Here is a 25,726-nt window from a genome sequence, read left to right as displayed (position 1 = left end):
CTAACGCTCCCATAAAAACAACGGCCCTAACGGCGCCTGGGAAATCGCAAAATGCTTGGGATAAGTTACACCAACCAGATACAAACCGTAGGGCGGAGCCGTTTCTGCCCCTAAACGGCGATCTTTGGCATCAAGTACTTCTTTTACCCATTCAATGCTTCTTTTACCTGAACCAACAGCAATTAATACGCCAGCAATATTTCTCACCATGTGATGAAGGAAAGCATTGGCAGTGATATCCAGCATAACCAAATCCCCGCAGCGGCTTACTTGCAGATTATGGATATTACGCATAGGTGTATTAGATTGACATTCTATCGAACGAAAAGATGTAAAGTCATGCTCCCCCAACAGATACTTGCCAGCAGAATCCATTGCCCGATGATCAAGCTGACGATACTGCCAGGTTACACTGCTGCGCAATAAAGCCGGCCTTATCGGCGCATTATAGATAATATAACGGTAACGTCTGGCTGTCGCCGAATATCGGGCATGAAAATCATCCGGCATTTCACGTCCCCAACGGACGCAAACATCCTTAGGTAAATAAGAATTGGCGCCATGAATCCAGGAACGGATAGTCCGTTCTTTATCAGAGTCAAAATGAATAATTTGATTGGTTGCGTGTACGCCAGTATCAGTTCGGCCAGCGCATACAACACTGATTTCACTGTCGGCAATGCGGCCAAGCGCTGTTTCTATGACTTGTTGTATGGTATGTAAACCAGCCTGCGCCTGCCAGCCATGGTATTGGCTTCCATCGTATTCAACCCCTAAGGCAATACGCATACATTTTTCCGGCTAAAACAGGCAATGTATAACACCCGCAAGCGTTTGTCCAGAGTTGACAGGGCAAAGGTTTATAGAAGTATAGGCTGGGCTGTAAAGCCCATAGCCGTCAAGCTAAGCAAAAGAGGACGACTTTACTCCAAGCCGTCTTTTTATATCTCAAAAACAGTACTCCTTTAAATCAAAGGTTCGCACAGATTTCAAATAGCGCTAGAAATACGATAGCGAATCGTTTCATTAGTATTTCCAAAATTAAATTGGTGGAATACGGCATTTATGACTATTCCGCCATACAAAGTCAAGCGGAGTGCCAGGATTTAATTACAGAGACGAGGTAAAGCGCACAAAATACCCTTATAGATTTATCTTCGATGTAGAACCATGCACAAAGGTTTCCTGTTTTAACAAGGCGCCGATCTCGGTAAGCTGATCTCTCAGGGCTTTTTCACCATTGTCAGACAAATGAAATTGTTGCGGAATAATATTTGCGATTTTTTTATACAACTGATGCACAGATTCATGGCGGCCCCGACCAAAAAAGTGGCTTTGGCTATACCATAACCTCCATCCCGGCGCTGTTTTTTCTTTTGCTATTTTAATAATTTCCTGCAATTTTTCCTGATGATCCCGATTAGAATGCAGCAACTGCTTAATTTTTACCAACCCTGCGCTATTAGTATTTTTGAATTTTTTGTCATAATTATCCCTGAAAAAACTCAGTAATGGTGCAATTGTCTGTTCCAGACGAAGGTTATTTAACTCTTGAATTGTAATTACTTTAACTTTTTTTTCCTGCGTATAGAAATAATTAGCCAACAGCAGTTGATGTTCAGCAGTGGTAGCAATGGTCTTTATGTCTTCTCCAATTATTAACGGTGAAAACGAACGGTATTCTTTGGTATGCTCATCAAATAGGGTTATTTTATCAGTCTCTTCTACGACTAAAACAAGTGGAAAAGGTTTGTTAGTAAAACAAGCAATGTCTTCGGTCAAAAGATTTTCAGGCTCTTTGGCTAGCAGACGCTCAAATAACACCTGTTTTTTATCAATAATTGCAAGATATTTTTTTATCTGGGCATGTAATTTACTGAAATATGAGGGCATAATACTGCCTCTTAGCATGTCCTGAAAATGCTCGATTATCGTTGTACCTCTGTTTGTTGAAAACGAAAAAAAATGGCCATCATTGCAAGCTTTCCTGGCATAAGACACGTTCTGATAATCCGGATCAAACTTCACTTCGCTGCCGGTAATGAAAAAATCATCCTCACTCCCATTCAGCACGTTGATAACCGGTTGTAGTGCTTTCTCTGAAAAATCGCCATTTCTGATAATTGCTGCAATATCCAGCTGGCTTTTTTTGATACGCGCACATACACTGACAAATGAAAACCAGGCTTCATCAGAACTGGTCAAGGGAAAAAATAATCGGCGCGCTTGCTCACTGTATGGATTAATATCATTTAGATTTTTGATATTAATTTTTGAACCAAGTAATAAAAACAAATGCAAAAACTGTCGTGTTAACTCAAGATTTTCTTTGATAGCAGCAATTTTGCCTTGATCAAGCACTTCATCAGTTGTAAGCCCTGTTTGTTTAGCACGGGCGAGATAAATCAACAAAGTATTAAACTCGCTACAAGCTCTACTCATCAGATTACTCACACAATCATTCAGGTGTTGCTTGTTATTTTCAATTGAGTAAGGCTCAAGTTGGTTAGCATATTTATCAAGAATTTTACGCAGGGTATATCGTTCTGTCCCACCAACAGGGCTCTGTGTTGTTTCCAAAGTGCCAAAGGCAATCCCGTCATTATCAAGCCGCTGATATCCTCCTTTTGAAATTTCACCGCCGAATGGTGCAAGTGTATATTGTTCTAAACTGTGAGGCGGAGAAATTATGTTGAAGTTTGTCGCTTTTAATAAAGGTAAAATGAGAGAATTAGTACCATGAATATACAGTGACATGAGAATCTTATTTGACGAAGAATGGGATTTATTATATCAGAGGAAGATTAAGGGATTATTATAGGTGGTGTGAAAGGTTGTGATTAATTCTCTAGCCGAGCAAATTTGTTCGCTTCTTTAAAATTGCTAACAGCTCATTACTATTGATGCCATGATCATGGCTGCGAAAGTTATTTATATTCCAGGCTAGATTTCGACGTGCTGCATCAACATTATGAAAAATTGAGGAAATGGGTTCAAGGCCTGCATCATGATCAAGTGATTGAATCATTAAAAAATCCTGATAATATTTTGTCAAGGAAGGGAAATCCCAGATTGGATACATTATTATGTCATGACAATGAGGGGAATGAAGATGGTTCGATAACGTCCTTTTGCTGAAGGTAGCGTGGGATAACCTCCTGGAAATGATAAACAGGTTTTTTATGCCCTAACCCAAGCTGGCCTGCTTCATTATCCCCAGCCACAAACAAACGGTTTTTGTTCGTAGTTAAAAAGGATGTGTTGCAAGACGATTCAATATGGGTAATTTTTTCACCCTTATCAAGCTCAAGAGTTAATAATCGCCAGGATTTGTAATCTTTAATGTCTTCGTCGGCACCAAGCTGGCCACTGGTGTTTAAGCCTTTACCATAAACGCGCCCTTTACTACTTAAGCATAAGGTGTGACAATCACCTGCGGTGGCAGCCACTATGGTTTCATCAGACTCGGTAAATGGCAAAAGCTCTTTGCTAATTTTTAATTCCCCCATTCGAAAATCAAACTGGCACCAATCTTTTGCGGTCCAAAAGGCTGTATTTTTCACCCAGTAACGATTATCACACTCAACAGGAGCAAAGAATAATTTACCAGACTGGCAAGCACTTAGGCCATTACTTAGGTCATTTGTGCGCACTTCCCACTGCTCTTGACCTATCACAACACTAATAATGCGTTGGTTATTGGTCAATAGCACAATACAACTGTCATCCGTCTCGTATTCTATTGTCGCCGATACAATATTCTCGCAGGCGTTTAATGTTGAGGATAAATCAATCGGGTTGGATAAGTTGTTCTGCTTAATCTCACCATATATCCATAATTTTTTGTTGCTGGTGATAAGAATGGTGACTTTGGTTATGCAAAAAAGAAAATCAATGGTTTGATTTTTATCAATACTTATTGTTGTGACTTCTTTAAATAAATTGCATTCATCACCAGGCAAACCCATTGTCTTGCCATTTGTATTGTAACCGCTGCTAAACACCCTACTCTTGTTAGTTAAAAATACAGTATACCAATTACCAGAACTAATCTGAGTAATCACCTCTCCTGTTGTAAGCAACACCTCTAAATTGACCCGGGTAAAATGAGGTTTTTCTTTCGTATCGCCTAAACCTAATTGGCCGGTGTTATTGTCACCGCAAACATATAACTCATTGTTTTTTGTCAAAAGGCAAGTGTGCCTATTACCGCCCGATATCGCTTTAACTTTAAATCGTTGAAATGTATGAAGAGCGGCCAGATTCCTGCTATTATCATAAAAAAAACGACAACTGGATCGAAGGTTAGCAACCGACAGAGGATCAAGTTGTTTGACGATGCGCTGTAAGAGTTCAACAGGCAATGAACTAAATAATTCAAGTCCACTTATGTCAGGAGCAACTAAAGACGCAGAAGCGCTGACAGCTGTAGACGTTGTTGATGTGCAAGTGCTTAACTTATTCTCACTTAACACATGCCCTTTATCCTCATCGGTTTCACTTAAATCAGCTTCCTGGTTTAGATTTGTTAACGTTTGCTCTTCTTCTAACAACGCGTCCTCGAGTTCTGGTGTTACCATGAACGACCCTTTCGAATCAATGAAATAAAACAATTATATTTTAAATGTTCTTTGCAAACCTTGATTACGCTTCGCTGCATCAAGGCTACTCTCTTATTCAACAAATCCATCCCACACTACAGCTTTTGGCTTTTCAATAACAGCATCAATCAATTCACGGTAATGAGCTTCCACTGCCCGGCGCTTGACCTTTAAGGTGGGGGTTAGTAAACCGTTATCAGGCGCCCATGGCTCAGCAACGATAATAATATGGCTGATTTTTTCATAACTGGCTAATTTACCGTTAATCTGATGCAGGCTATCAACCAGCATTTGCTGCAGAACGTCCCTGTCTTTCTCTCGGCCAGTCTCGCTTAAGGTTACTAACAGAACATTGCTTGGTAATCCCTGACCAATCAGACATAATTGCTCAATTGAACCATCCACCGTAAACAGTTTTTCAATCGGTCCAGGGGCGACAAATTCACCTTTTTGATTTTTAAAGTTTTCTGATAGCCGCCCCAGAATTTTGACTCGGTCAAATCCATCAATTTCAGCAATATCGCCTGTTTTTAACCAGCCATCTTCAGTAATGGTTGCAGCGGTTAATTCCGGTTCTTTATAATATCTTTTCATTAGACAAGGCGATTTGATTAGCAATTCATTTTCTTCTGGACTTAATTTCAAATCCACTTGCAGCCTGGCGGTTCCGACATAACCCGGTTTACGCTCCTCAAGCATTGAAAAGGTCGCATAGGCAAGGTTTTCACTCTGACCATATCCTTCCTGAATTTTTATTCCCAATTTATTAAAAAACTCAATGATGCTAATGGGTAAATGGGAAGCGCCTGAAAAACAGTTTTTACAGCGTGCCAAACCCAATTGCCGGCGTATTTTATTTTTAATCAGTAACGATAACCCCGGGATTTTAAGCAGGATATTCATTTTCTTCGGTGGAAGCTTCTGTTCTATTTTCTGCTGAAACACGCCCCAGATTCTGGGAACTGCGGTAAAAAATGTCGGCTCTATTTCCCGCAGATTTTCCGCAAATTTTTCAAGGCTCTCGACAAAGGATACGTCACAGGGAATAGTAATGCTGCCTAATTGCACTGCCGAGCGTTCATAGACATGGGCTAGCGGTAAATAAGAGATCAAATGATAGTGATTGAGTTTGCAAATACGGGCGATATCAAGCGGATATAAGGCGAGATAATTTGCAATTGTGTCATGTGTATACACTGCACCTTTAGGCATTCCTGCCGTTCCTGAGGTATAAATTATTGTGTATAGATCATCTGGTTTTACCTGCGGCAGATCGTTTAACGGCTCTTTTGCCAGTATCTCATGCCATTTAGTATCAACCTGAATTTCATTATGATAATCAAACCCGGCCGTAGGGTACGAAGTCGGGATCGCCGCTCTTGCATGCACAGGATTATCCAGTTTACCCACAAAAACCATTTTAATCTCGGCATGGCTCAAGACATGCTCAATACTTTCATGGTGTTGATTGGCAAACAAGGGAACGTTAACCATCCCTGCCAGGCTGATGCCAAAATCGGTAATAAACCATTCAGCACAGTTCTTTGAGTAAATTGCTACCCTGTCGCCATGCTGAAGGCCTGATTCCCGCAGAAAACGCGCTACCTGCCTCGCCTGATGGACTACTTGCCCCCAGGTATATTCATACCATTGACCCTGACGCGGTTGACGTAAATAAACTTTGTCGCCATGATCCTTTTCATTTTGAAACAACCATTCGTTCAACAGTTTTTTTCCATTTATTTTAGTCATCGCTGTTCCCTCAGTGACGTGGTATATATAACCTGTCTTAACGTGTTCCCCCGACAGTCAGTGCATCGATTTTTAGCGTAGGCTGCCCTACCCCAACCGGAACCGACTGGCCATCCTTACCACAAACTCCAATTCCGCCATCCAACGCCAAATCATTGCCAATCATACTGATTTTCTGCATCACATCCGGCCCATTACCAATCAGTGTAGCGCCTTTAACCGGTTTTGTTACCTTGCCATTCTCAATCAGATACGCTTCGCTTGCTGAGAAAACAAACTGTCCAGAGGTAATATCGACTTGTCCGCCGCCAAAATTGACCGCGTATAGCCCGCGTTCAACGCTTTGTATAATCTCTTGCGGGTCATAATTTCCAGCCAGCATATAGGTATTAGTCATACGCGGCATGGGCAGATGAGCATAGGATTCACGGCGGCAGTTTCCCGTCGGTTGCATTCCCATCAGCTTGGCGTTAAGCTTGTCCTGCATATAATTGACCAATATGCCATCTTCAATAAGCGTTGTACATTGCGTCGGCGTACCTTCATCGTCAATAGTCAGGGAGCCGCGGCGATTGCTTAAAGTACCGTCGTCAACAACAGTCACGCCTTTCGCCGCAACCTGTTGCCCCATTTTGCCAGAAAACGCTGAAAGACCCTTGCGGTTAAAATCGCCTTCCAAGCCATGCCCTACTGCTTCATGCAATAAAACGCCAGGCCAGCCAGGGCCCAATACGACAGGCATAGTTCCAGCCGGCGCGGCTTCAGCCTCAAGATTAATTAATGCTTCACGGACTGCCTCGCGGGCATATTGCAAAGCCTGATCTTTCTGCAGAAAATAAGAATAGTCTACCCGGCCTCCGCCGCCTGAACGTGCAGCCTCACGGCGGCCATTTTTATCCTCGACTATTACACTGACATTGACGCTAACCAGCGGCCGGATATCTGCAACCATATTGCCATGCATGCCGGCAACCAGCACCACTTCATAACAGCCGCTTAAAGAAGCATTAACCTGAATTACTCGGGGATCGATACGTCTTGCTTCCTTGTCAATCGCTTCCAGCAAAGCAATTTTTTCCTGTTTGCCCAATGAATCAATTGGATTTAAGGGCTGATAGCGGGCAATTGCATTCGATGACACCTGAACGGCTGTTACCGGTCTGGTCGAGGTTAAAGCAATTGATCGGGCAGCATTAGCCGCACGTTCCATTGCCGGTAATAAAATATCATCACAATAAGCATAACCGGTCTTATCACCGCTTACCGCACGGATACCAACTCCGCGATCAATAGAAAAACTGCCGCTTTTAACCTGGGAATCTTCCAGATACCATGATTCGTAACTACAGCTTTGAAAATACAGATCAGCATCATCTACATGCTGGCCAGCCATTGAGCGAATTAACTTTTCTACTGCCGATTCATCAAGGGCTGCCGGTTTTAATATCAAATCTTTGGCAATTGCCAGTGCCTTCGTCATAATTTTACCTTTGCTAAACCATGTTTTTTGCAAGAACATGGTGGTTATTACAGGGAAACTGAGAGCGTAAATTTTGTAAGTGTTTAAGATCAATATTAGCAGAAATCAGGCCAAATCCAGTTTCTGCCCGCTGAGCGATAATTTTTCCCCAGGGATCGATTATCATTGAATGACCATAAGTCAGCCGGCCATTCTCGTGCTTGCCGCCCTGGTCAGGCGCCAGAACATAGCATAAATTTTCAATTGCCCGTGCACGTAATAGCGTTTCCCAGTGCGCAGCGCCTGTGATTGCGGTAAACGCTGACGGCACAGTAAATAACTGCGCACCTTTTTCCTCAAGCTGGCGGTATAACTCCGGAAAGCGCAAATCATAGCATACAGTAAGGCCGATTTTCCCGACAGGCGTATCAACCACCGTCAATTTATCGCCTGGTTCAATTGTTTTTGACTCCTGATGCGCTTCGGTTTCAGAAACCCGGACATCAAAAAGATGGATTTTATCGTAGCGTGCAACACATTTCCCCTGATTATCAAACACCAGGCTTGCCGCCCGCACCCGGCCTTTATCAGCCCGTAGCGGTATGGTTCCGGCAATCAACCAAAGATTATACTGCTTTGCCAGCCGTGCAAGCGCTTGCTGTATTTCGCCATGGCCAAAGCTCTCAGCTATTTTCAGCTTATCGTCTTCATGCATTCCCATAAAAGCAAAATTTTCAGGCAAAACTGCCAAATCGACCTGTTCTGCTTGCGCTTTTTTTAATAATTGCTCAAGCTGACTAAAGTTTTCCTTTACGGACGCCGAAGATAACATCTGACACACTGCAATTTTAGGAAGCATATGATTATGAATTGACTTAAAAAACTGTTCGTTCAGGCTATTATAAAAACAATGATTTAGCAAGACGACAAATTATACAGCCTGCTACCACAGCGCCACGCCCTCTACCTTTCAAGGCATCGAAAAATGCCTTGCCAGCAAAGTTTGTAGCCTATAGACTTGAAATGTCGGCAATCGCCCACAGATGTGCTAAACTATATATAAATAAACTTGGAGTTATCGATGAACAGAAACGATGTGACCGTTTTAAGCCAACGCAGTGAGTCCGTGCTTGCAACGAACAAGGTACTCCGCAATACCTATTTGCTGCTGGGCGCGACCTTTATGTTCAGTGCTTTAATGGCCTATGTTGCTTTTGCCATTCATGCACGCCCCATGAACCCGCTTGTTATGATTGTTGGTGTTTATGGCTTAATGTTTTTAACTCAGGCGCTTAGAAACAGCATATGGGGACTGGTTAGCGCATTCGCCTTTACCGGCTTTCTGGGATATACCCTCGGCCCAATTCTGAATTTTTATATTGCAAGCTTCTCTAATGGACCGCAATTAATCGGTACAGCGTTAGGCGGTACTGGTATGATTTTCTTTGCGCTGTCAGGTTATGCCTTGACTACCCGTAAGGATTTCAGCTTCCTGTCAGGATTCCTTTTCATTGGTTCAATGGTTGCACTGCTGGCAATGATTGCTGGAATCTTTTTCCAGATTCCTGCCCTGCAACTCGCGGTTTCAGCAGCCTTCGTACTGATTTCATCAGGTCTTATTCTGTTCCAGACCAGTGAAATTATCCATGGCGGTGAAACAAACTACATTTCAGCGACTGTTACACTATTTGTTTCAATATACAACCTTTTCATCAGTCTGCTGCAATTATTGAGCGCGTTCTCAAGCCGCGACTAACAAATTCCTCAGCTGAATCCCGGTTGCAGCCGGGATTTTTTTTGTCTGGTGTTTTTGCGTGGGGGAAAGAGTGTTGGGCTGTAAAGCCCAACACTCCGACTCTGATCTAGCTTTGCCAGCTGGCTCTTGCGCGGAATAACTGCTCTACATCACTTCCGGCCTTGGTTGTTGGCCTATCCAGATTATAGATTTCCTTTTCCTGCTGATAATAAACCCCAAGCGGCACCGGAAAATCCGGGTAATTCAGTCTGGCCAGACGCATTGCGGCCATCTGATTGCTGCTATCATGGGTACAGGCGGCTTCGGTATTACAGCTTTTCTGTAAATTATCACCGTCCAGAGTCAAGGCCCAATTTTTCTCGGCACCATAGATTAATGGCTGGCCATGTTCTAATACCAGCGTATTATCGGCACGATTTGATTTTAATGCGAAATTATCAAAGGCTCCATGATTGAAGATGTTGCAATCCTGATAAATTTCCACAAACGAACAACCTTTGTGCTCATAGGCTTTTTTCATAATGGCCGCAAGGTGATTGGGATCTTTGTCAACTGCACGCGCAACAAACCCTGCTCCAGAAGCTAAAGCAAGCATCAATGGGTTCATAGGTTCATTATTCACCCCATAAGGAGATGTTTTAGTAACCTGGCCTTTTTGCGATGTCGGCGAAAACTGGCCTTTGGTCAAGCCATATACCTGATTATTAAATAACAGAATATTGACGTTAACGTTACGGCGAAGGCAATGCACCAAATGATTAGCGCCAATACTCAACGCATCACCGTCACCGGTGATAACCCATACCGTCAAATCTTCACGCATGGCTTTAAGCCCGGTTGCAACAGCAGTGGCGCGGCCGTGAATAGTATGAAAACCATAAGTATTCATATAATAAGGCAACCTGCCCGCACAACCTATGCCTGATACAAAAACATGCTGCTCTGGCGCCAACCCTAAATCAGGCAACAAGCGCTGTAAAGCAGCCAGAATGGCATAATCACCGCACCCGGGGCACCAACGCACTTCATTGCTATTGGTAAAATCTTCACGCTTGTAGGTGTTGGTCATGATTTATTTCCGATTTAATTGCCTTAACCAAAGTACTGACTGCAAAAGGTTGACCATTGCACTGACTGATTGAACGGGCATCAATCAGATATTGGCCGCGTATCACCTGACAGAGCTGGCCGCTGTTCAATTCAGCCACCAGGACTGTTTTATATTTATCCAATATAACCTTTAATGCTTCTGGTAACGGATTTAAGTGACGCAAGTGTAAAAATGCAACATCAATGCCATCCAGCTCACATTGAATAATGGCTGATTTAATGCTGCCGTAGGTACTCCCCCAGCCAATTATCAGCGTATCAGCCTGTTGGTTGCCCTCAATCTGCAGCTCAGCATAATCGCGGTTAATGCCCGCAATTTTACGGGCGCGGGTATTAACCATATTCTGATGGTTTGCCGCATCATAACTGACCTTGCCTTCGTCGCCCTGCTTTTCCAGCCCGCCTAACTGATGAATATAACCCGGCGTACCCGGTATATTCCAACTACGCGCAAGATTTTCATCACGCTGGTAAGGCTTGGCATCACGGTTAATTTTGATTTCGGGCAATTTTATCGCATCAAAGGCCGGGATTTTCCAGGGCTCTGCCGCATTTGCCATATATGCATCCATTAATACAATAACCGGAGTCATATATTTGGTTGCGATAGTAAAGGCTTCAATAATAGTATTAAAGCAGTCGGCCGGCGATTTGGCGGCAATGACCGGCAAAGGCGCTTCACCATGGCGGCCGTATAGCGCCTGCCGTAAATCGCTCTGGCCGGTTTTGGTAGGCAGCCCGGTAGATGCGCCGGCACGTTGGACATCAATAACTACCAGCGGCAGTTCTGCCATAACCGCCAGGCCCAGGCCTTCACTTTTTAAATCAAGTCCGGGACCCGAGGTTGTAGTTAAAGCCAGACATCCGCCAAAAGCTGCGCCAATACAAGAACAGATAGCGGCAATTTCATCTTCAGCCTGCAGCAGCTGCACTCCATAATCAGCAAGACGGGCACACTCATGTAAAATTGCCGACGATGGTGTGATTGGATAACCTGAAACCAGTATTTTGGTTTTGGTGCCAACCGCCAGCGCAGCCAGTGCCAGACCCACTGCCTCTACCCCTGTGATCTGGCGATATTCACCGCTCTCACGATTAACATGGCCAAGCATGAAGTGCTGGCGGCTCAGCTCCAGAGTCATCGCATAATTATAACCGGCCAGTAAGGTCATCTCATTCGCTTTGACTATAGCTGGATTAGCTTTGAATTTCTTTCTGATAAAGGCATTACAGCTCTCTGTAGGCAAATCAAATAACCACAGCACCATTCCAAGAACATAAAAATTCTTGGCTTTTTTGGCCTGGGCATGATTCATTTCAAGCGCTTCAACTGCCTTTAAAGTATGGGTAATCAGCGGCACACTGATAACCTGATAATGTTCAGCGGCATTTGCAAGAAAATCAGGCGCCATGCCTGCTTTTTGCCAGTCTTTGTCCTGGAAGCTGTCTTCATTTATCAGTAACAATCCGCCCGGCGCCAGATATTCCAGTGAGTTTTTCAGCGCAGCTGGATTAAGCGCGACCAGCACATTGAGCGTCTCGCCAGCGGTAAAAATGGCTTCTTCCGCCATAGCCAGCTGAAAACCGGATACGCCGGCAACCGTGCCGGCAGGCGCGCGGATTTCAGCAGGAAAATCCGGCAGAGTCCGGACATCTTTACCTGTCAGTGCAGCCGTAATGGTTAGTTGCTCACCCAATAGCTGTACACCATCACCGGAATCGCCGGTGAAACGAATTACAATAGCGTCATTTGTTGACATAGTTTCGTGCTTCCACCATGAGTTGACGCATGTGCCTTACCGCCTCTTTGAGTCCGCAAAACAACGCGCGCGCAATAATCGCATGGCCAATGTTCAGTTCATGTAATTCGTTAATTGCCGCAACCGGCTTGACGTTATGGTAATTTAAACCATGACCGGCATTAACAATTAATCCCTTTTCCGCTGCATACTGTGCAGCTTCTTTAATCCTGTGCAGTTCTTTTTCCCGTGCTTCAACGGTTGTTGCATCCGCATAGCAGCCGGTATGAATTTCAATAACAGGCGCACCCGTCGCAACGGCGGCGTCAATCTGCTTAAAATCAGCATCAATAAATAAAGACACTTCGCTGTGAAACTGTTGTAAACGCTTAACTGCATTCACTACCTTATCATAATGTTCTACCACATCCAAACCACCTTCGGTAGTCAGTTCCTCTCTTTTTTCAGGAACAAGGCAGGTATGTTCCGGCATAATTTCTTCAGCAAAATCAAGCATTGCGTCCGTTACTGCCAGTTCAAGATTCATCCGGGTCTGTAATACTTCTTTAATCAGCCGTACATCGCGAGCCTGAATATGGCGCAAATCTTCACGCATATGTAAGGTAATACCGTCAGCTCCGGCCTCTTCAGCATCAATCGCCGCCTGTACCGGATCAGGATAACGCGTTCCGCGCGCCTGACGTACGGTAGCAATATGATCAATATTAACACCCAGTAAAATCTCTTTAAACATATCACACCTGTTGCCTGATAATTACAAAGCCTGATTATGACGTTTATTTTTACGGGCAGCTATGCTTTTTTGTTAAAATTTTCTCGGGCATGGAACTGTTGGGTCAAACGACCCAACCTACGTGTTTGCATTTATTTATTGCCATTAAGTTAAGGATGCCGACCCAACCTGCTAAACAGGGATCTGGATTTTAATACCCTGCCATCCAATAAATAATCAATGGCCTGACGCATCATAATTTTTGCGGTTCTCAAAACTGCCGCCTCATGAAACTGCCCTGCAACCACCGCCAGAATATCCCCGCCCGGCAAACCATTTTCTGCGCCAATAAATCCTTTACCTGGAATATAAACATAGCGGTTATCCGCCGATAACGGCTCGGAGTTAATCGTTTCTTCTGCAAATTGATAACCGCAGTTTTTTAATAATAACCACTCAAACTGCCGCAACAAGACTTCAATAGCCAAACGTTCCTCCACCGTTTCCAGCGCGTGCATGGTAAACTGGTAAGCTTCAAATAATTCTGGCTGGGCATCCTGCGGTTTTAGGGTGTAATAGATTAATTCGTTTAAATAAAGGGCTGAAAACAGGGAAATACCCTGCAGATTTATCGGTTGGGCTGGGGATTCAAGGCTTTGGATATAATGCCAGTTATTTCGGGAAGTCACTGCAACCCATAGCGATGTAAATAACTGGCTTGCAGCCTGCTTTTTGGGAGTCCTTCCCCCTTTATAGTCGCAAGTGACAATTCCTTTTTCAGCAGTAAAAAAAGTCAGCCTGGTACTGGTATCACCCGAGGGCTGCTTATGGATAAGCCAGGCGTTAAAGCTCTCAATTGTCATAACCAAGCTGCCTGAGCAGGCGTTCGTCATCGGCCCAACCGCTTTTTACCTTGCACCAGCACTGTAAAAAGATTTTTTTGCCCAGTAACTGCTCCATATCGAGACGGGCGCTAGTTGCCATTTCTTTCAACTTCTGACCTTTGTTCCCGATAACAATCTGCTTGTGATTGAGTTTATCTACCAGAATAAGCGCATGGATTCGTACCAGGTTGCCTTCATCTTTATAGGACTCAATTTCAACCGTAGTTGAATATGGAATCTCCTGGCCGCAAAGGCGGAAGATTTTCTCCCGCAGCAACTCGGCACAGAGAAATTTAATCGGTCTATCAGTAAATTGATCATCAGCGAACAGATGCGGGCCTTCCGGTAAATAAGCTTTTAACTGCTGCTCAAGATTATCAACCTGTACCCCTGTTTTGGCAGACAGTGGAATAATTGCTTCAAAATTATGCTTTTGGCTGATTTGGGCAATCCAGGGTAACAGTTCATCCTTTTCACTTATCTTGTCGACTTTATTGATTGCGAGAATACAGGGGATCTGCGCTTTCTTTATCAGATTCAGCACATACTCATCTTCATCCTGCCAGCGGCTGCCATCAACAACAAACACAGCAACATCCACATCACGTAAAACGCTGATGGCGGTTTTATTCATCACGCGATTGATCGCTTTTTTAGATCCCTGATGAATACCCGGTGTATCGACATAGACATATTGATATTCATCAATAGTCTGAATACCCAGAATACTATGGCGCGTCGTTTGCGGTTTGCGCGAAGTAATACTCAGCTTCTGCTGTAAAATACGGTTTAGTAAAGTCGATTTGCCCACATTCGGCCGGCCAACCAACGCAATGTATCCACAATAACTTGTCATTAACAATCTGTCCTGTTTATTTTTAATGCATTTTATCATAGCCGGCTTAAAAAAGCACTTGCCAGCTAAAGTAAAATAACGCTATTGTCAAAATATGGAAGCCAGAAAGACACGAGTATATGACTACCGCCAATAAGTTGGGAAGAAGACATGCAGCAGTTTATTTGCAGGAGAAATTGAATGTTGGGCTTTACAGCCTAACACTCCTTTAAGCAAAACATAGCATTTTCAAGTGCATTGGGTATATACTGGAGCAAAAGACTAAATTCTTTATTATTAACAAGGAACAAGCTGTGAAAAAAGGGTTTACTCTCGTTGAGTTACTGGTTGCAATGGTGATTTTCGGTATTCTTATTGCCATAGCATACCCAAGCTATCTTGAGTATATAACTCGTGCCCGACGAAGCGACGGACAGTCTGCCCTGCTTGATCTGGCAGGAAGGATGGAGCGTTACTACTCGGAACACAATACTTATGTCGGCGCGACGATGGGTACTGGAGGAGCCAGCGATATTGTGGCCAGTAATCTTTCGCCCGAAGGCTGGTATCAACTGGCAATTACTGCAACCGCAGCAGGCTATACTCTTGAAGCAAGGCCGCGAAATCAACAATCAGAGAATGATACCCGCTGCCAGACGCTAACATTAAATAACCTGGGTGTGAAAGGGATTGCAGCCGGGCCAAGCGGACTGGCGCCATCAGGGCCGGTAACCCGATGCTGGTAAGAGGTTTTTATGGTTATGAGTAAAAAACAATCCATTGTTTTAGAGCGGAAAAATAAGGATTCGGTCGAGTTATCATTTGATAACCTCTTCGAGTTGCATTCAGGTTTGCAAACAGCGTACAAGTCCCAAAAAATTCCTCAGACTCTGGGCCGTTTCGGATTGAAAAATACTTTTGATATCGCCAATTTTCTGAAAACCTCTGCCGGTGCAACCGTAAAAGAACAAGCGGCGCGCGAATTTGATCTTAAAGAAGCAGAGAAGGCTATCAATTTTAGCCGGTTGATCGAGAAAATGAAGCGTGATCATTTTAAAATTGGTTTTCTGTTAAGGCTGCAGGAGCGGCGAGCAGCAGCCAGGCATCGCCATTTAAGTCATTTCTATGCACAATACAACCAATCCCTCCGCGATCTCCATAAAGAAGAAGACGGGCATGCACTGATTACAATGACAGCCCCGGCTTCGACAGTACTAGCGGTTTCGCCATCAGACATAGAGTTTGAAAAAATATTGACTGACTATGTCTGTCAGGTTATTTCAATCGAGCATGAGTTACAGGCGGTTTCCAAACAAATTGCAGAAATTAAACACCGTAAAATACAATACAAACAGTACAACAAAGCAATCGATGGGATTAATCAGATGGCGGATACCATCGCGCTCGAGAACGATATTGAACGCCAGGTTCAACATCTGGATACTGCAATGGTAAAACTTGAAAACCGGATTAGTAAACAATCCGAAGAGGCGATCCAGCTGCTTGATGATGGGCAAATTGAACATGCCCAAAAAAAATTACGCGAAGCAAATTCCTTAAATCTGCAAATTGCTGGTTTAAAAGAAATGCTTGCTGTTATTCGAAAAGAAAAGCAGCTGTATGATGAGCAAGGTGAATTGACCCTGTCATTCAAAGCAGCAAAATACGTTTTAAGCGTCAATCAGAAACTGGTCAAAGAGGGTGATAAATTTTATTTAATCAAGGCAAATCAGACGCTGGAGCAATTAAGCCCGGAAGAAAAAGCAGACGCTCATGAGCTGTTTCTCAAAACTCAACAGCAGACACTTAATCTTGAGGCATTAGTTAATCACCAACGTCAAAAAGATCAGGAGCAGCACCGCTTTTTCTTTACCAGGCAATCGCAATTACATAATAGCGTTCATGACTTGACGGTAAAAATTCAGTCTTTACAGGCAAAACAGGTATCACTGGCCCAAACACCTGTTGGCCGGCTGGCAAGTACTGTACTGGCAATAACTGCCGTCAATCAGTTTAAACACTCGCTGCAATTACGGGATATGCCGCAGCCAAAACCACAACCCGTGGCAGAGCCAACCGCTCCTTCTCCCAGACCTCGATGGTAGCATTGATGCGAGAAGTGTAAGCATGATGGTTTTCATTTTTACCCTCTCCCCAGCCCTCTCCCGATACGGGAGAGGAGGTAAAGATGTGCGTAGCCTCCCTAACACTTCATTTTCAACATAATTGCGGCGGCGCTGCATCCATCACTTGCAATTTCATCCAGACCCACATAACATAGGCAAATAGTCACGCCAGCAAGTGAATTAAAGAATGACCGATAAATTGTTTAATAACCAATCTGTTATTGTTACTCTTGATGTTGATGCTCTTCTTTTTGAACGCCTTAGACAAGTGGCCCAGGCCGGCTTTTCGATTGCTGAAATTAATACCTGCGATGAAGGGCTGCTCAAACGACTGGTTCAGGAATTTCCTGCTCTGCGTATAGGCGCTGGCAATATTATCAATACCCAGCAATTGGAAAACTGCTACCATGCAGGCGTCCATTTTGTTTCCAGCCCGGGATTTTTACCTGCCATTGCACAAACTGCAGCAGTGTATTCGATCAATTACCTTCCCGGCGTAGCAACGATATCAGAAGCAATGCAGGCTATGGAATTAGGCTGCCATCAGGCCAGGCCTTATCCAGCAACATTATCATTCTGTGCTTTGTTAAACAAATGTCTGCCCATGCTCAGATTATTCCCTGCTGAAGTTGAGTGGGAAGAGGCAGAGCACTATCTGAGCCTGCCTGCTGTTGCTGCTGTCAGCATTGCCAATCCTGAAAGCAAGCAACTAAAAGCCCTTGCGAATGCCTTATTGACTGGGGTTTTTGCATAAATCAACTACTAGTAAAAATGCGCCGATACAAATTGCAATATCGGCGACATTAAATACTGGAAAGTGATGATTGTTGTAGTAGATATCAATAAAATCCGTCACATGCCCCAATACAGCTCTATCATAGAGATTACCCACTGCCCCGCCAAGAATGAGGCTCACAGCAAATGACTGCAATACGGCCTTTGCCGGCAATCTGATCAGCCATACCAGCAATGCAATGCTCATTACAACACTGAACAGGGCAAAAAACCACCGCTGCCAGCCGCCTGCATCGCTTAAAAAACTGAATGCAGCGCCGGTATTATATGCCAGGGTTAAATTAAACATCGGCATTACCGGCTTGGGTAAGTAAGGAATAAGATATTTACCCGCCAGACATTTGGTTATTTGATCAAGCGCGATTACCGCAGCGCTGAAAGCAAGCCAAAACAGTTTTCTCATGCAAATTGCCTTATCTCATCCTGTCCATCAAGATTGCCGGCGCAACGGCCGCATAATTCAGGATGGCTCGCCTGACTTCCTATATCCGCGCAACGATGCCAGCAACGAGCGCATTTTTCATTTTCACTCGCCTTTACTTCGATCGCCAGATTAATTTCAGAACTGCCTAAAGCATGTTCCGGCTTCGCTGACAGCGGCATTACAGTAGCGCCTGAGGTAATTAACACGAATCTTAACTCACTGCCCAGGCCCTGTAATTGTTCGTACAACTCGCCCTCAGCATAAAGCACAACATCAGCGGCAAGTCCAGAGCCAATTATGCCCTGCTGCCGTTTGGCTTCGAGCGCTTTATTCACTTCATCACGCACACGTTGCAGTGTTTCCCAGAAAGCCATATCGACATTATTAATCACCGGCCACGCCTGATACCATTCTTCAATAAAGACTGATTCATTTTGCTGGCCAGGAATAACCTGCCAGATTTCTTCCGCTGTAAACGACAGAATTGGCGCCAGCCAGCGGGTCAGTGCCTGAATAATATGATACATAGCCGTTTGACATGAACGTCTGGCCTGGCTGTTTTCAGGGGTTGTATATTGCCTGTCTTTAATCACATCCAGATAAAAACTGCCTAAATCGACCGCACAGAAATTATGGATTTTTTGATAAATCAAATGGAAGTGGTAATGATTATAGGCTGCAATTATTTCATCCTGCAGTTGCTGGCAGCGTTTTATCGCCCAGCTATCCAGGTCAACCAGCTGATCAGACGGCAATGCATGTTGTTCGGGATCAAAGTCAAACAGGTTAGCCAGCAGGAAACGCGCCGTATTGCGAATACGGCGATAAGCATCGGCATTCCGTTTAATTATTTCTTCCGAAATACTGACTTCCTGACGGTAATCGGTTGATGAAACCCATAAGCGGAGAATATCAGCGCCATGCTGGGCAATCAGTTTATCAAGCGCGACATAATTGCCTTTCGATTTTGAAAGCTTTTTACCTTCGGCATCTACCGTATAACCATGCGTCAATACTGTCTTGTAGGGCGCATGACCATAAATTGCAATCGCTGTTGTTAACGATGAGTTAAACCAGCCGCGATGCTGATCAGATCCTTCAAAATAGACATCTGCCGGCAAGCCCAGTTCCTTGTTGTGCATTAATACGCTGTAGTGTGAAACGCCTGAGTCAAACCAGACATCAAGAGTGTCTGTCACTTTGTCATACTGTTCAGCATCCTGACCTAATAATTCAGCTGGCTGAAGTCCAAACCAGGCATCAATCCCCTTTTCCTCAATCCGTTTTGCAACTTCTTCAATCAGCCTTAACGTATCGGGATGCAATTCCCGGGTTACTTTATTAATAAATAAAGGAATAGGCGTACCCCAGGCTCTTTGCCTTGAAATACACCAATCAGGTCTTGTTTCAACCATATTACGAATTCTTGGCTTGCCCCATTCCGGCACCCAATTCACTTCATCAATCGATGCAAGAATAGCCTGACGCAACCCATTTTTATCCATGGCAATAAACCACTGCGGCGTTGCCAGGAAAATCATTGGTGATTTGTGACGCCAGCAATGCGGATAGCTGTGCCGGAGCAATTCATCATGTAATAAGACATTGCGTTCGCGCAATAAATCAAGAATCTGCTGGTTAACTTTCAGCACTGATTGATTGGCAAAATATTCTACATCACTGGCATAACAGCCATTATTTAATACCGGATTAATCAAGGGCAAATTAAAGGCTTTGCCTGCCTGATAATCTTCTGGACCATGAGCAGGCGCAGTATGGACACAACCGGTGCCTGAATCGGTAGTGACATGATCACCCGTGATAACAGGAACAATACGATCATAAAATGGGTGACGTAATTCAAAACGCAGAAAAACGCTGCCTTTGGCTTTACCTGCGATGCGGTAATTATCGATGCCATAACGCTGCATAACTTGTTCTGTCAGGCTGTCTGCCACCAGATAATATTGCTCCGCAGTATCAATCAGGGCATATTCCAGATCAGGGTGTAAGCACACTGCTTCGTTGCCCGGTAAAGACCATGGCGTTGTTGTCCAGATGGGAACAACCACCGGCTTATTGTCTACAGCAAATAGAGCTGTAAACTGCTCAGGTTTAACCGCATAAAATGCAACATCGATGGAAGACGATGTTTTATCTTCATATTCCACTTCCGCCTCTGCCAATGCAGAACCGCATTCGATACACCAGTGAACCGGTTTAAATCCCTGTTGCAAATGGCCGTTTTCAATAATTTTACCTAATGCACGGACAATATTGGCCTCATAACTGTAATCAAAAGTCGCATAAGGACGCTCCCAATCGCCAAAAACGCCCAGACGCTTGAATTCATCGCGCTGAATATCAATCTGGCTTGCAGCGTATTCGCGGCATTTGGCGCGAAAATCTTCCGCACTGACTTTGACGCCGGCTTTGCCTATTTTTTTCTCAACGTTTAATTCAATGGGCAACCCATGGCAATCCCAGCCTGGAACAAAAGGCGCATCAAAGCCGCTTAAGGTTTTTGATTTGACAATGATGTCTTTCAGAATTTTATTTAACGCATGACCACAGTGCAGATGGCCGTTGGCATAGGGAGGACCGTCATGCAAAACAAAACGCTGTCGCCCTTCCCTTGCATCTCTTATTTTCTGATACAGTTGCTCTGATTGCCATTTCACCAGTTTTTCAGGTTCCCGCTGTGCAAGATTTGCTTTCATCGGAAACGACGTCTCGGGTAAATTTAAGGTGTCTTTGTATTCTGCCATCTGTATCTACTCTGCTACCATGTTAAGTTGTAATTTTGCTTTGGCGGATGCGATATCCTGCCTGATCTGAGCAATTAGCTCATCAACCGATGAGAACTTTTTTTCGTCGCGTAACTTTTCTAAAAAAGAAACCTGGATCATTTCACCATATAATGAGCGATTAAAATTTAAAATATGTACTTCAAGCACATTTTTGCTGCCATCTACTGTCGGGCGACAGCCAATGTTGGCTACACCATTGTGAACTTCACCTTTTGCCAGATGTATCCTGACGCGGTAAACGCCAGTGAATGGAAGCGCCAGACGGCGTATAGCGACATTCGCTGTCGGTATTCCCCATTGCCGCCCCAAACCCGCGCCTCGAACTACGCGTCCGCAAAGGCTATATGTTCGGCCTAACAGGTTTGCAGCCTGTTCAAGTTTATCTTCTGCAAGAAGGGTTCGTATTTTTGTTGAGCTCACACGCCCGCTGGCTATTGCAAAATCCGGGCATGTTTCTACCTGGGCATTGTAGTCCATTGCAAGCCGGCATAAAAGCTCAAGATCGCCTGTACGCTTCTGTCCAAAACGAAAATCACTGCCAACCAGAAGATAATTTACTTTTAAAATATCAAACAGCCAAAACCGGGCAAAATCTTCCGCCGGCATTGAAGCAAACCGTGTATTAAACCTTAAGCAATACACATAATCAACCTGACATTGCTTCAGGATCGCTAATTTTTCACGCAGGCTTGACAGCCGCGCAGGCGCTTGCTTACCTCGAAAAAATTCACCCGGTTGCGGTTCAAACAATACCACTACCAAGGGTAATTTACGTTTGATCGATTCTGCCTTTAATTTAGCTAGTAACGATTGATGACCCGAATGAACACCGTCAAAATTGCCAATTGTAGCCACAGTGCCGCCAGCAAAAATTGCTGGAACATGCCGTACTCCACGTAACAGCTTCATGCTTGCTTATTGATAGGGATGTGAATTAATAAATTATACTGTGCCTGCATTAATACCGCAAGAAGGAGTGTTGGACTTTACAGCCCAACACTTCATTCTGCTTATTTATCCGTTTTGACGATGAGGACGTCGCATGCAGCGCCATGCAGGATTGAATCGGCTGTGGAGCCTAGCAATAAGGCGAGGCCGTGTTTGTTGTGGCTGCCGGTTACGATCAAATCAACTTTTTTTTCACTCGCAACCCGTAAAATTTCATTTTTGGTGGAACCAAACTCAATCATGCAATGCGCATCGTCCACACCCAATTTTTTGGCCAGGGCAGCCAGCTCTTTTTCTGCCTGCTCACGGATTGAAACTTCAATTTCAGCAAAACCGGCAAAGCCAGGATAGGCATAAGCAGGAATTGGCTCAACAACATGAACCAACAATAATTCGGCGCCGTTTTCATCAGCAATTTTCTTTGCTTTCTGCGCCGCTTTAATGCCAACTTCATCAAAATCCGTGGCAAATAAAACTTTCTTGTACATAAGAATCTCCTTTCCGTCTACTTATATATTAAGCCTATCAGAAATCAAAACGCTTTTACAATAAAAAACAATTACGCTATGTGCGGGACAATTTGTAGGTTGGGTCGTTTTGACCCAACAAGCGTTTGCATCAAGCACTCCATATCTGAATGTAATTGAAGATTAGTAATGTTGGGTCAGAACGACCCAACCTACAAGTAATAAAAATTGTCCGGCATAAAGCAAAAGCTACTATCCGATTTAGCTCACTGTTTTAAGTCCTTTGACAGATATAACTGATGGCTTTAGCTGAGCCAGTTCGGGAGAAAGCTGCTGCAGTGCCTCTTTTGCTACCGAATATCCTTTGTACTGTCCCCATACCAGAATATATCTGGTTCCACCGCTGGATTGAGTGATATAGGTAGGACCGGCAATTTTTCGGACTGCGAGAAAACGTTTCAGCTCTTCGGCCGTAGGCGCTGCCCGCAATTGAATGGTGAACAGGTTTTGGGTAACTGTCTGAGCAACTGCAGGGTTGTTAGTTTTATGAATTTCTTTTGGGATGACAACTACTTTATCCATAACTACCATTTTATCCAAACCGCCATCATCCATATTTTCTTCATAGATTTTTTTCAGCGGCGGAGGTTGCACGGTAGCGAGAATTGCGCCTTTATAATAATTCGGTATTTCACTGGGCAAATATTCATCAAGATTAACTGAAGCAATTTTACCGCTGCTAAAAGGCTCTGGTTTAGAAGGGGATGACAAGATTTTGTCAGTTTGCCTGATTAGCAATCCCGCATTCTGCCAAACATACCCGGCTGCAGCACCTGCGATTAGTAAACTTGCCGCCATACCGGCTTTTTTAGCTAGCATGCCTTTTTTTGCAGCAGGTTTCAGCGGATCAGGATTGAAAAAATTCAGCATTTGTCCATTTATTCGCGCAATATAACCACCCGTGAGATAATAAAATTGCTCGAGGCGTTTATCGGTCATAGTCTTGTCAATGCGCTTGGGAGCCGGAAGCGTTTTCAGTAAATAGGTTTTCATTTCATTTTCAGTCAGTGCCCCCAATTCAATGGTATGGATCATATTCTTGAATTGCTCTGCATCAAATCTGCCTAGGCTTGCCGTGAGAGAAAAATCAGATACCAGACAAACGTGGAAATAGTTGGTTTCTTTATACGATTTAAGCATATCAAGCAGTTGCTGCAGAAATGAGTCTGGAATATGGTGCGCGTTGTCAATGATAACCAGAACATGGGTTTTACGCTCATTAATCTGGTCAATAACACTGGCGAGATTTAAAATGGACTCTTCCCGCAGATGCAAAATGGTCGTTAACTGGCTTAGCAATGTTCGGCTATCGAACGGAATACCGGCAGTTAATACATAAGGTTTAATCGCAGGATCAAGGCCTTCCGACATCAGAGATACGAAAGAAGTCTTACCGCCCCCTTTTTCAGCCATTACGGCCATAAGGACATTATTAAACAGGACAAGATGATTAATAAAGCTTATTTTGGTAAGCCAGCTGGCAGGCTTTAAAAGAGAATTGTTTCTCAGCATATCCTGCCCGGTTAATTCTACCCTTACCTCATTCATTTGTTCTGCTCTCCTTTTACCGCATTTTTTAACACGTTATATAATTCCGGGCGCTCTACTTTTTCCTCAACATAACAGCTGCCCAGGTTTTTAATCAGAATAAAACGTAAGACATTATTTTTTATTTTTTTATCCTTTGCCATTAAAGCAAATACTTTTTCCAAATCAATATCCGCTGGAATTCGCCGTGGCAGTTGTGCCTGCGCCAGCATATTATCAATTTCGGCCAACTCGTTACCGGCAAGATTACAATAACGGCGGGACAGTAATGCTGCGCAGTATAAACCGATTGCTACTGCTTCGCCATGCAACCAACGACTATAACCGGTATAGGCCTCAAGGGCATGTCCCACAGTATGGCCAAGATTTAATAAGGCTCGAACTCCTGTTTCGCGTTCGTCCTGCACTACATAATCAGCCTTGATCTGACAACAGATTTTTATAATTTCTGGTAACGTCCTGGATGCGGGCGTCAATCCGTTAGCCAACGATGTACTGACCAGATCCTTAAAATCACCGCCGGCTAACACGGCGTATTTGATTACCTCAGCCAATCCCGCTGCAAACTCACGCGGCGGTAAGGTATGCAGGGTATTTAAATCCATAATCACTGCCTGAGGCTGATAAAAACTGCCAATCATATTTTTACCCGCCGGATGATTGATGGCGGTTTTTCCTCCTACTGATGAATCAACCTGTGCCAGCAAAGTTGTAGGTATCTGAACTAAGTTGATGCCGCGCTGATAGGTCGAAGCGGCAAAACCTGAAATATCGCCCACTACACCGCCGCCAAGCGCAACAAGCGTCGCATCACGATGATAATTATTATTAATAAGCGCATCATATATCTTAAACAGGCTGGCCTGATTTTTATAGATTTCGCCATCTTCAAGAATTACAGTATGACATTGACGTTCGCTCAATGCAGATTGTAAAAAATGGAGATAATAAGGAGCAATAGTTGTATTGGTAACGACCATTACCTGGGATGAGGCAATATATTGTCTCAACAAATCCGCATTTTGTAATAAATTATAACCTGTCAGGATAGGATAACTGTGCGCAGGCAAACGCACAGTTATCTGGTCTATCAGCTCAGACTTCGCCATAGATATATTTAATTATGTTATTGGCGACCGCTTTGACGGTCAGCTTGTCTGTCTCAAAGCTGATATCTGCAAGCTCTTCGTAAAACGGCTCACGCTCATCGCGCAGCATTTCAAGCCGGCCTTCCAGATCATCGGTTTGAAGCAATGGCCTTTTAGTATCGCGTTTGGTACGTTCAAATTGTTGTTGCAGGGAGGTTTTTAAATAAATCACAGTGCCTCTTCCAGCCAGCGCATTACGGTTTTCAGGCGTTATAACAACTCCGCCTCCCGTTGCCAGTACGATATTGCTTTTTTGGGTCAATTCCTCAATAACCTTTTGCTCCCTGCGTCTGAAACCTTCCTCACCCTCAATATCAAATATCCATGAAATATCTGCTCCTGCCCGTTCTTCAATCACTTCATCAGAATCAAAGAACTCCAATTTGAGCTCTTTTGCCAAAGTACGGCCTATAGTGCTTTTACCTGCTCCCATTGGCCCTATTAAAAAAATATTGCGTACTTTAACTATGCTCATTTTTTATTACATACCTCTTTATTTGAACAAACAGGAAAATCCTGTCCGTATGTTTT

At 43.9% G+C, this 25,726-nt stretch carries 23 protein-coding genes; 4 read left to right on the top strand and 19 right to left on the bottom strand.

The features are described from left to right. The 7 genes from truA to ACFORL_RS05080 form a co-directional block, all read right to left on the bottom strand. A complete protein-coding gene (truA, locus tag ACFORL_RS05110; RefSeq protein WP_382341752.1) occupies positions 1–789 on the bottom strand; it encodes a tRNA pseudouridine(38-40) synthase TruA in 789 nt (262 codons plus the stop codon). A 354-nt stretch (positions 790–1,143) separates the two neighbouring features. After that, a complete protein-coding gene (locus tag ACFORL_RS05105) occupies positions 1,144–2,757 on the bottom strand; it encodes a hypothetical protein (RefSeq protein WP_382341750.1) in 1,614 nt (537 codons plus the stop codon). Between the two features lie 91 nt (positions 2,758–2,848). Beyond that, on the bottom strand, positions 2,849–3,028 hold the full coding sequence (locus ACFORL_RS05100; protein ID WP_382341748.1) for a hypothetical protein: 180 nt from the start codon (positions 3,026–3,028) through the stop codon (positions 2,849–2,851). A gap of 61 nt (positions 3,029–3,089) precedes the next feature. Continuing rightward, complete coding sequence (locus tag ACFORL_RS05095) at positions 3,090–4,580, bottom strand: F-box protein (RefSeq protein WP_382341746.1); 1,491 nt, start codon at positions 4,578–4,580, stop codon at positions 3,090–3,092. Positions 4,581–4,673: 93 nt separating this feature from the next. Then, positions 4,674–6,353 (bottom strand): AMP-binding protein, encoded by a 1,680-nt coding sequence (locus ACFORL_RS05090; RefSeq protein ID WP_382341745.1) that lies wholly within the window; start codon positions 6,351–6,353, stop codon positions 4,674–4,676. Between the two features lie 37 nt (positions 6,354–6,390). Continuing rightward, positions 6,391–7,833: a metalloprotease TldD gene (gene tldD, locus ACFORL_RS05085; RefSeq protein WP_382341743.1), complete on the bottom strand. Its 1,443-nt coding sequence runs from the start codon at positions 7,831–7,833 to the stop codon at positions 6,391–6,393. Positions 7,834–7,846: 13 nt separating this feature from the next. After that, complete coding sequence (locus ACFORL_RS05080; RefSeq protein WP_382341741.1) at positions 7,847–8,671, bottom strand: carbon-nitrogen hydrolase family protein; 825 nt, start codon at positions 8,669–8,671, stop codon at positions 7,847–7,849. A 222-nt stretch (positions 8,672–8,893) separates the two neighbouring features. Here ACFORL_RS05080 and ACFORL_RS05075 point away from each other — a divergent pair, with 222 nt between their 5' ends. Continuing rightward, the gene (locus ACFORL_RS05075; RefSeq protein ID WP_382341740.1) at positions 8,894–9,568 is read left to right on the top strand and encodes a Bax inhibitor-1/YccA family protein; all 675 of its coding nucleotides are present in this window, start codon (positions 8,894–8,896) and stop codon (positions 9,566–9,568) included. Positions 9,569–9,674: 106 nt separating this feature from the next. Here ACFORL_RS05075 and ACFORL_RS05070 read toward each other — a convergent pair whose 3' ends face one another. The 5 genes from ACFORL_RS05070 to era form a co-directional block, all read right to left on the bottom strand. Next, entirely contained in the window at positions 9,675–10,637 is a 963-nt protein-coding gene (locus ACFORL_RS05070) for a 2-oxoacid:ferredoxin oxidoreductase subunit beta (RefSeq protein ID WP_382341738.1), read from the bottom strand. Further along, positions 10,615–12,438 (bottom strand): 2-oxoacid:acceptor oxidoreductase subunit alpha, encoded by a 1,824-nt coding sequence (locus tag ACFORL_RS05065; protein ID WP_382341735.1) that lies wholly within the window; start codon positions 12,436–12,438, stop codon positions 10,615–10,617. Before ACFORL_RS05065 ends, ACFORL_RS05070 begins: the two co-directional genes overlap by 23 nt. Next, complete coding sequence (gene pdxJ / locus ACFORL_RS05060; RefSeq protein ID WP_382341733.1) at positions 12,425–13,171, bottom strand: pyridoxine 5'-phosphate synthase; 747 nt, start codon at positions 13,169–13,171, stop codon at positions 12,425–12,427. The genes ACFORL_RS05065 and pdxJ overlap by 14 nt, the downstream gene beginning before the upstream one ends. Positions 13,172–13,320: 149 nt before the next feature. Continuing rightward, on the bottom strand, positions 13,321–14,013 hold the full coding sequence (recO, locus tag ACFORL_RS05055; RefSeq protein WP_382341731.1) for a DNA repair protein RecO: 693 nt from the start codon (positions 14,011–14,013) through the stop codon (positions 13,321–13,323). Next, positions 14,003–14,890 (bottom strand): GTPase Era, encoded by an 888-nt coding sequence (gene era, locus ACFORL_RS05050; protein WP_382341729.1) that lies wholly within the window; start codon positions 14,888–14,890, stop codon positions 14,003–14,005. The genes recO and era overlap by 11 nt, the downstream gene beginning before the upstream one ends. Positions 14,891–15,183: 293 nt before the next feature. Between era and ACFORL_RS05045 the strand changes: the two genes are divergently transcribed. The 3 genes from ACFORL_RS05045 (at position 15,184) to ACFORL_RS05035 (ending at position 17,749) form a co-directional block, all read left to right on the top strand. Further along, positions 15,184–15,615 (top strand): type IV pilin protein, encoded by a 432-nt coding sequence (locus ACFORL_RS05045; RefSeq protein WP_382341728.1) that lies wholly within the window; start codon positions 15,184–15,186, stop codon positions 15,613–15,615. Positions 15,616–15,630: 15 nt separating this feature from the next. After that, on the top strand, positions 15,631–16,974 hold the full coding sequence (locus ACFORL_RS05040) for a hypothetical protein (RefSeq protein WP_382341726.1): 1,344 nt from the start codon (positions 15,631–15,633) through the stop codon (positions 16,972–16,974). Between the two features lie 208 nt (positions 16,975–17,182). Next, a complete protein-coding gene (locus ACFORL_RS05035) occupies positions 17,183–17,749 on the top strand; it encodes a multidrug DMT transporter permease (RefSeq protein ID WP_382341724.1) in 567 nt (188 codons plus the stop codon). Here ACFORL_RS05035 and lspA read toward each other — a convergent pair. The 7 genes from lspA to aroK form a co-directional block, all read right to left on the bottom strand. Then, complete coding sequence (lspA, locus tag ACFORL_RS05030; RefSeq protein WP_382341722.1) at positions 17,726–18,193, bottom strand: signal peptidase II; 468 nt, start codon at positions 18,191–18,193, stop codon at positions 17,726–17,728. The genes ACFORL_RS05035 and lspA overlap by 24 nt on opposite strands. Beyond that, a complete protein-coding gene (ileS, locus tag ACFORL_RS05025) occupies positions 18,190–20,982 on the bottom strand; it encodes an isoleucine--tRNA ligase (RefSeq protein ID WP_382341721.1) in 2,793 nt (930 codons plus the stop codon). The genes lspA and ileS overlap by 4 nt, the downstream gene beginning before the upstream one ends. Before the next feature lie 6 nt (positions 20,983–20,988). Next, positions 20,989–21,933, bottom strand: a complete 945-nt coding sequence (gene ribF, locus ACFORL_RS05020) for a bifunctional riboflavin kinase/FAD synthetase (protein WP_382341719.1) — start codon at positions 21,931–21,933, stop codon at positions 20,989–20,991. 101 nt (positions 21,934–22,034) lie between these two features. After that, positions 22,035–22,460, bottom strand: coding sequence for a universal stress protein (locus tag ACFORL_RS05015; RefSeq protein ID WP_382341717.1), 426 nt, complete (start codon positions 22,458–22,460; stop codon positions 22,035–22,037). A 240-nt stretch (positions 22,461–22,700) separates the two neighbouring features. Continuing rightward, positions 22,701–24,047 (bottom strand): AAA family ATPase, encoded by a 1,347-nt coding sequence (locus ACFORL_RS05010; protein WP_382341715.1) that lies wholly within the window; start codon positions 24,045–24,047, stop codon positions 22,701–22,703. Beyond that, complete coding sequence (gene aroB / locus ACFORL_RS05005) at positions 24,044–25,156, bottom strand: 3-dehydroquinate synthase (protein WP_382341714.1); 1,113 nt, start codon at positions 25,154–25,156, stop codon at positions 24,044–24,046. The genes ACFORL_RS05010 and aroB overlap by 4 nt, the downstream gene beginning before the upstream one ends. Next, on the bottom strand, positions 25,143–25,670 hold the full coding sequence (gene aroK, locus ACFORL_RS05000) for a shikimate kinase AroK (RefSeq protein ID WP_382341712.1): 528 nt from the start codon (positions 25,668–25,670) through the stop codon (positions 25,143–25,145). The genes aroB and aroK overlap by 14 nt, the downstream gene beginning before the upstream one ends. Positions 25,671–25,726: the final 56 nt, after the last annotated feature.

The organism is Legionella dresdenensis (genome assembly GCF_042649825.1).
Classification (GTDB): domain Bacteria; phylum Pseudomonadota; class Gammaproteobacteria; order Legionellales; family Legionellaceae; genus Legionella_C; species Legionella_C dresdenensis.
The sequence above is the reverse complement of the archived record's forward strand: the minus strand, read 5'-3'. Positions and strand labels throughout refer to the sequence as shown.

Coding starts and splice junctions, on each gene's coding strand:
- truA (WP_382341752.1), bottom strand. CDS start 789: ATGCGTATTGCCTTAGGGGTTGAATACGATGGAAGCCAATACCATGGC.
- ACFORL_RS05105 (WP_382341750.1), bottom strand. CDS start 2,757: ATGTCACTGTATATTCATGGTACTAATTCTCTCATTTTACCTTTATTA.
- ACFORL_RS05100 (WP_382341748.1), bottom strand. CDS start 3,028: ATGATTCAATCACTTGATCATGATGCAGGCCTTGAACCCATTTCCTCA.
- ACFORL_RS05095 (WP_382341746.1), bottom strand. CDS start 4,580: ATGGTAACACCAGAACTCGAGGACGCGTTGTTAGAAGAAGAGCAAACG.
- ACFORL_RS05090 (WP_382341745.1), bottom strand. CDS start 6,353: ATGACTAAAATAAATGGAAAAAAACTGTTGAACGAATGGTTGTTTCAA.
- tldD (WP_382341743.1), bottom strand. CDS start 7,833: ATGACGAAGGCACTGGCAATTGCCAAAGATTTGATATTAAAACCGGCA.
- ACFORL_RS05080 (WP_382341741.1), bottom strand. CDS start 8,671: ATGCTTCCTAAAATTGCAGTGTGTCAGATGTTATCTTCGGCGTCCGTA.
- ACFORL_RS05075 (WP_382341740.1), top strand. CDS start 8,894: ATGAACAGAAACGATGTGACCGTTTTAAGCCAACGCAGTGAGTCCGTG.
- ACFORL_RS05070 (WP_382341738.1), bottom strand. CDS start 10,637: ATGACCAACACCTACAAGCGTGAAGATTTTACCAATAGCAATGAAGTG.
- ACFORL_RS05065 (WP_382341735.1), bottom strand. CDS start 12,438: ATGTCAACAAATGACGCTATTGTAATTCGTTTCACCGGCGATTCCGGT.
- pdxJ (WP_382341733.1), bottom strand. CDS start 13,171: ATGTTTAAAGAGATTTTACTGGGTGTTAATATTGATCATATTGCTACC.
- recO (WP_382341731.1), bottom strand. CDS start 14,013: ATGACAATTGAGAGCTTTAACGCCTGGCTTATCCATAAGCAGCCCTCG.
- era (WP_382341729.1), bottom strand. CDS start 14,890: ATGACAAGTTATTGTGGATACATTGCGTTGGTTGGCCGGCCGAATGTG.
- ACFORL_RS05040 (WP_382341726.1), top strand. CDS start 15,631: ATGAGTAAAAAACAATCCATTGTTTTAGAGCGGAAAAATAAGGATTCG.
- ACFORL_RS05035 (WP_382341724.1), top strand. CDS start 17,183: ATGACCGATAAATTGTTTAATAACCAATCTGTTATTGTTACTCTTGAT.
- lspA (WP_382341722.1), bottom strand. CDS start 18,193: ATGAGAAAACTGTTTTGGCTTGCTTTCAGCGCTGCGGTAATCGCGCTT.
- ileS (WP_382341721.1), bottom strand. CDS start 20,982: ATGGCAGAATACAAAGACACCTTAAATTTACCCGAGACGTCGTTTCCG.
- ribF (WP_382341719.1), bottom strand. CDS start 21,933: ATGAAGCTGTTACGTGGAGTACGGCATGTTCCAGCAATTTTTGCTGGC.
- ACFORL_RS05015 (WP_382341717.1), bottom strand. CDS start 22,460: ATGTACAAGAAAGTTTTATTTGCCACGGATTTTGATGAAGTTGGCATT.
- ACFORL_RS05010 (WP_382341715.1), bottom strand. CDS start 24,047: ATGAATGAGGTAAGGGTAGAATTAACCGGGCAGGATATGCTGAGAAAC.
- aroB (WP_382341714.1), bottom strand. CDS start 25,156: ATGGCGAAGTCTGAGCTGATAGACCAGATAACTGTGCGTTTGCCTGCG.
- aroK (WP_382341712.1), bottom strand. CDS start 25,670: ATGAGCATAGTTAAAGTACGCAATATTTTTTTAATAGGGCCAATGGGA.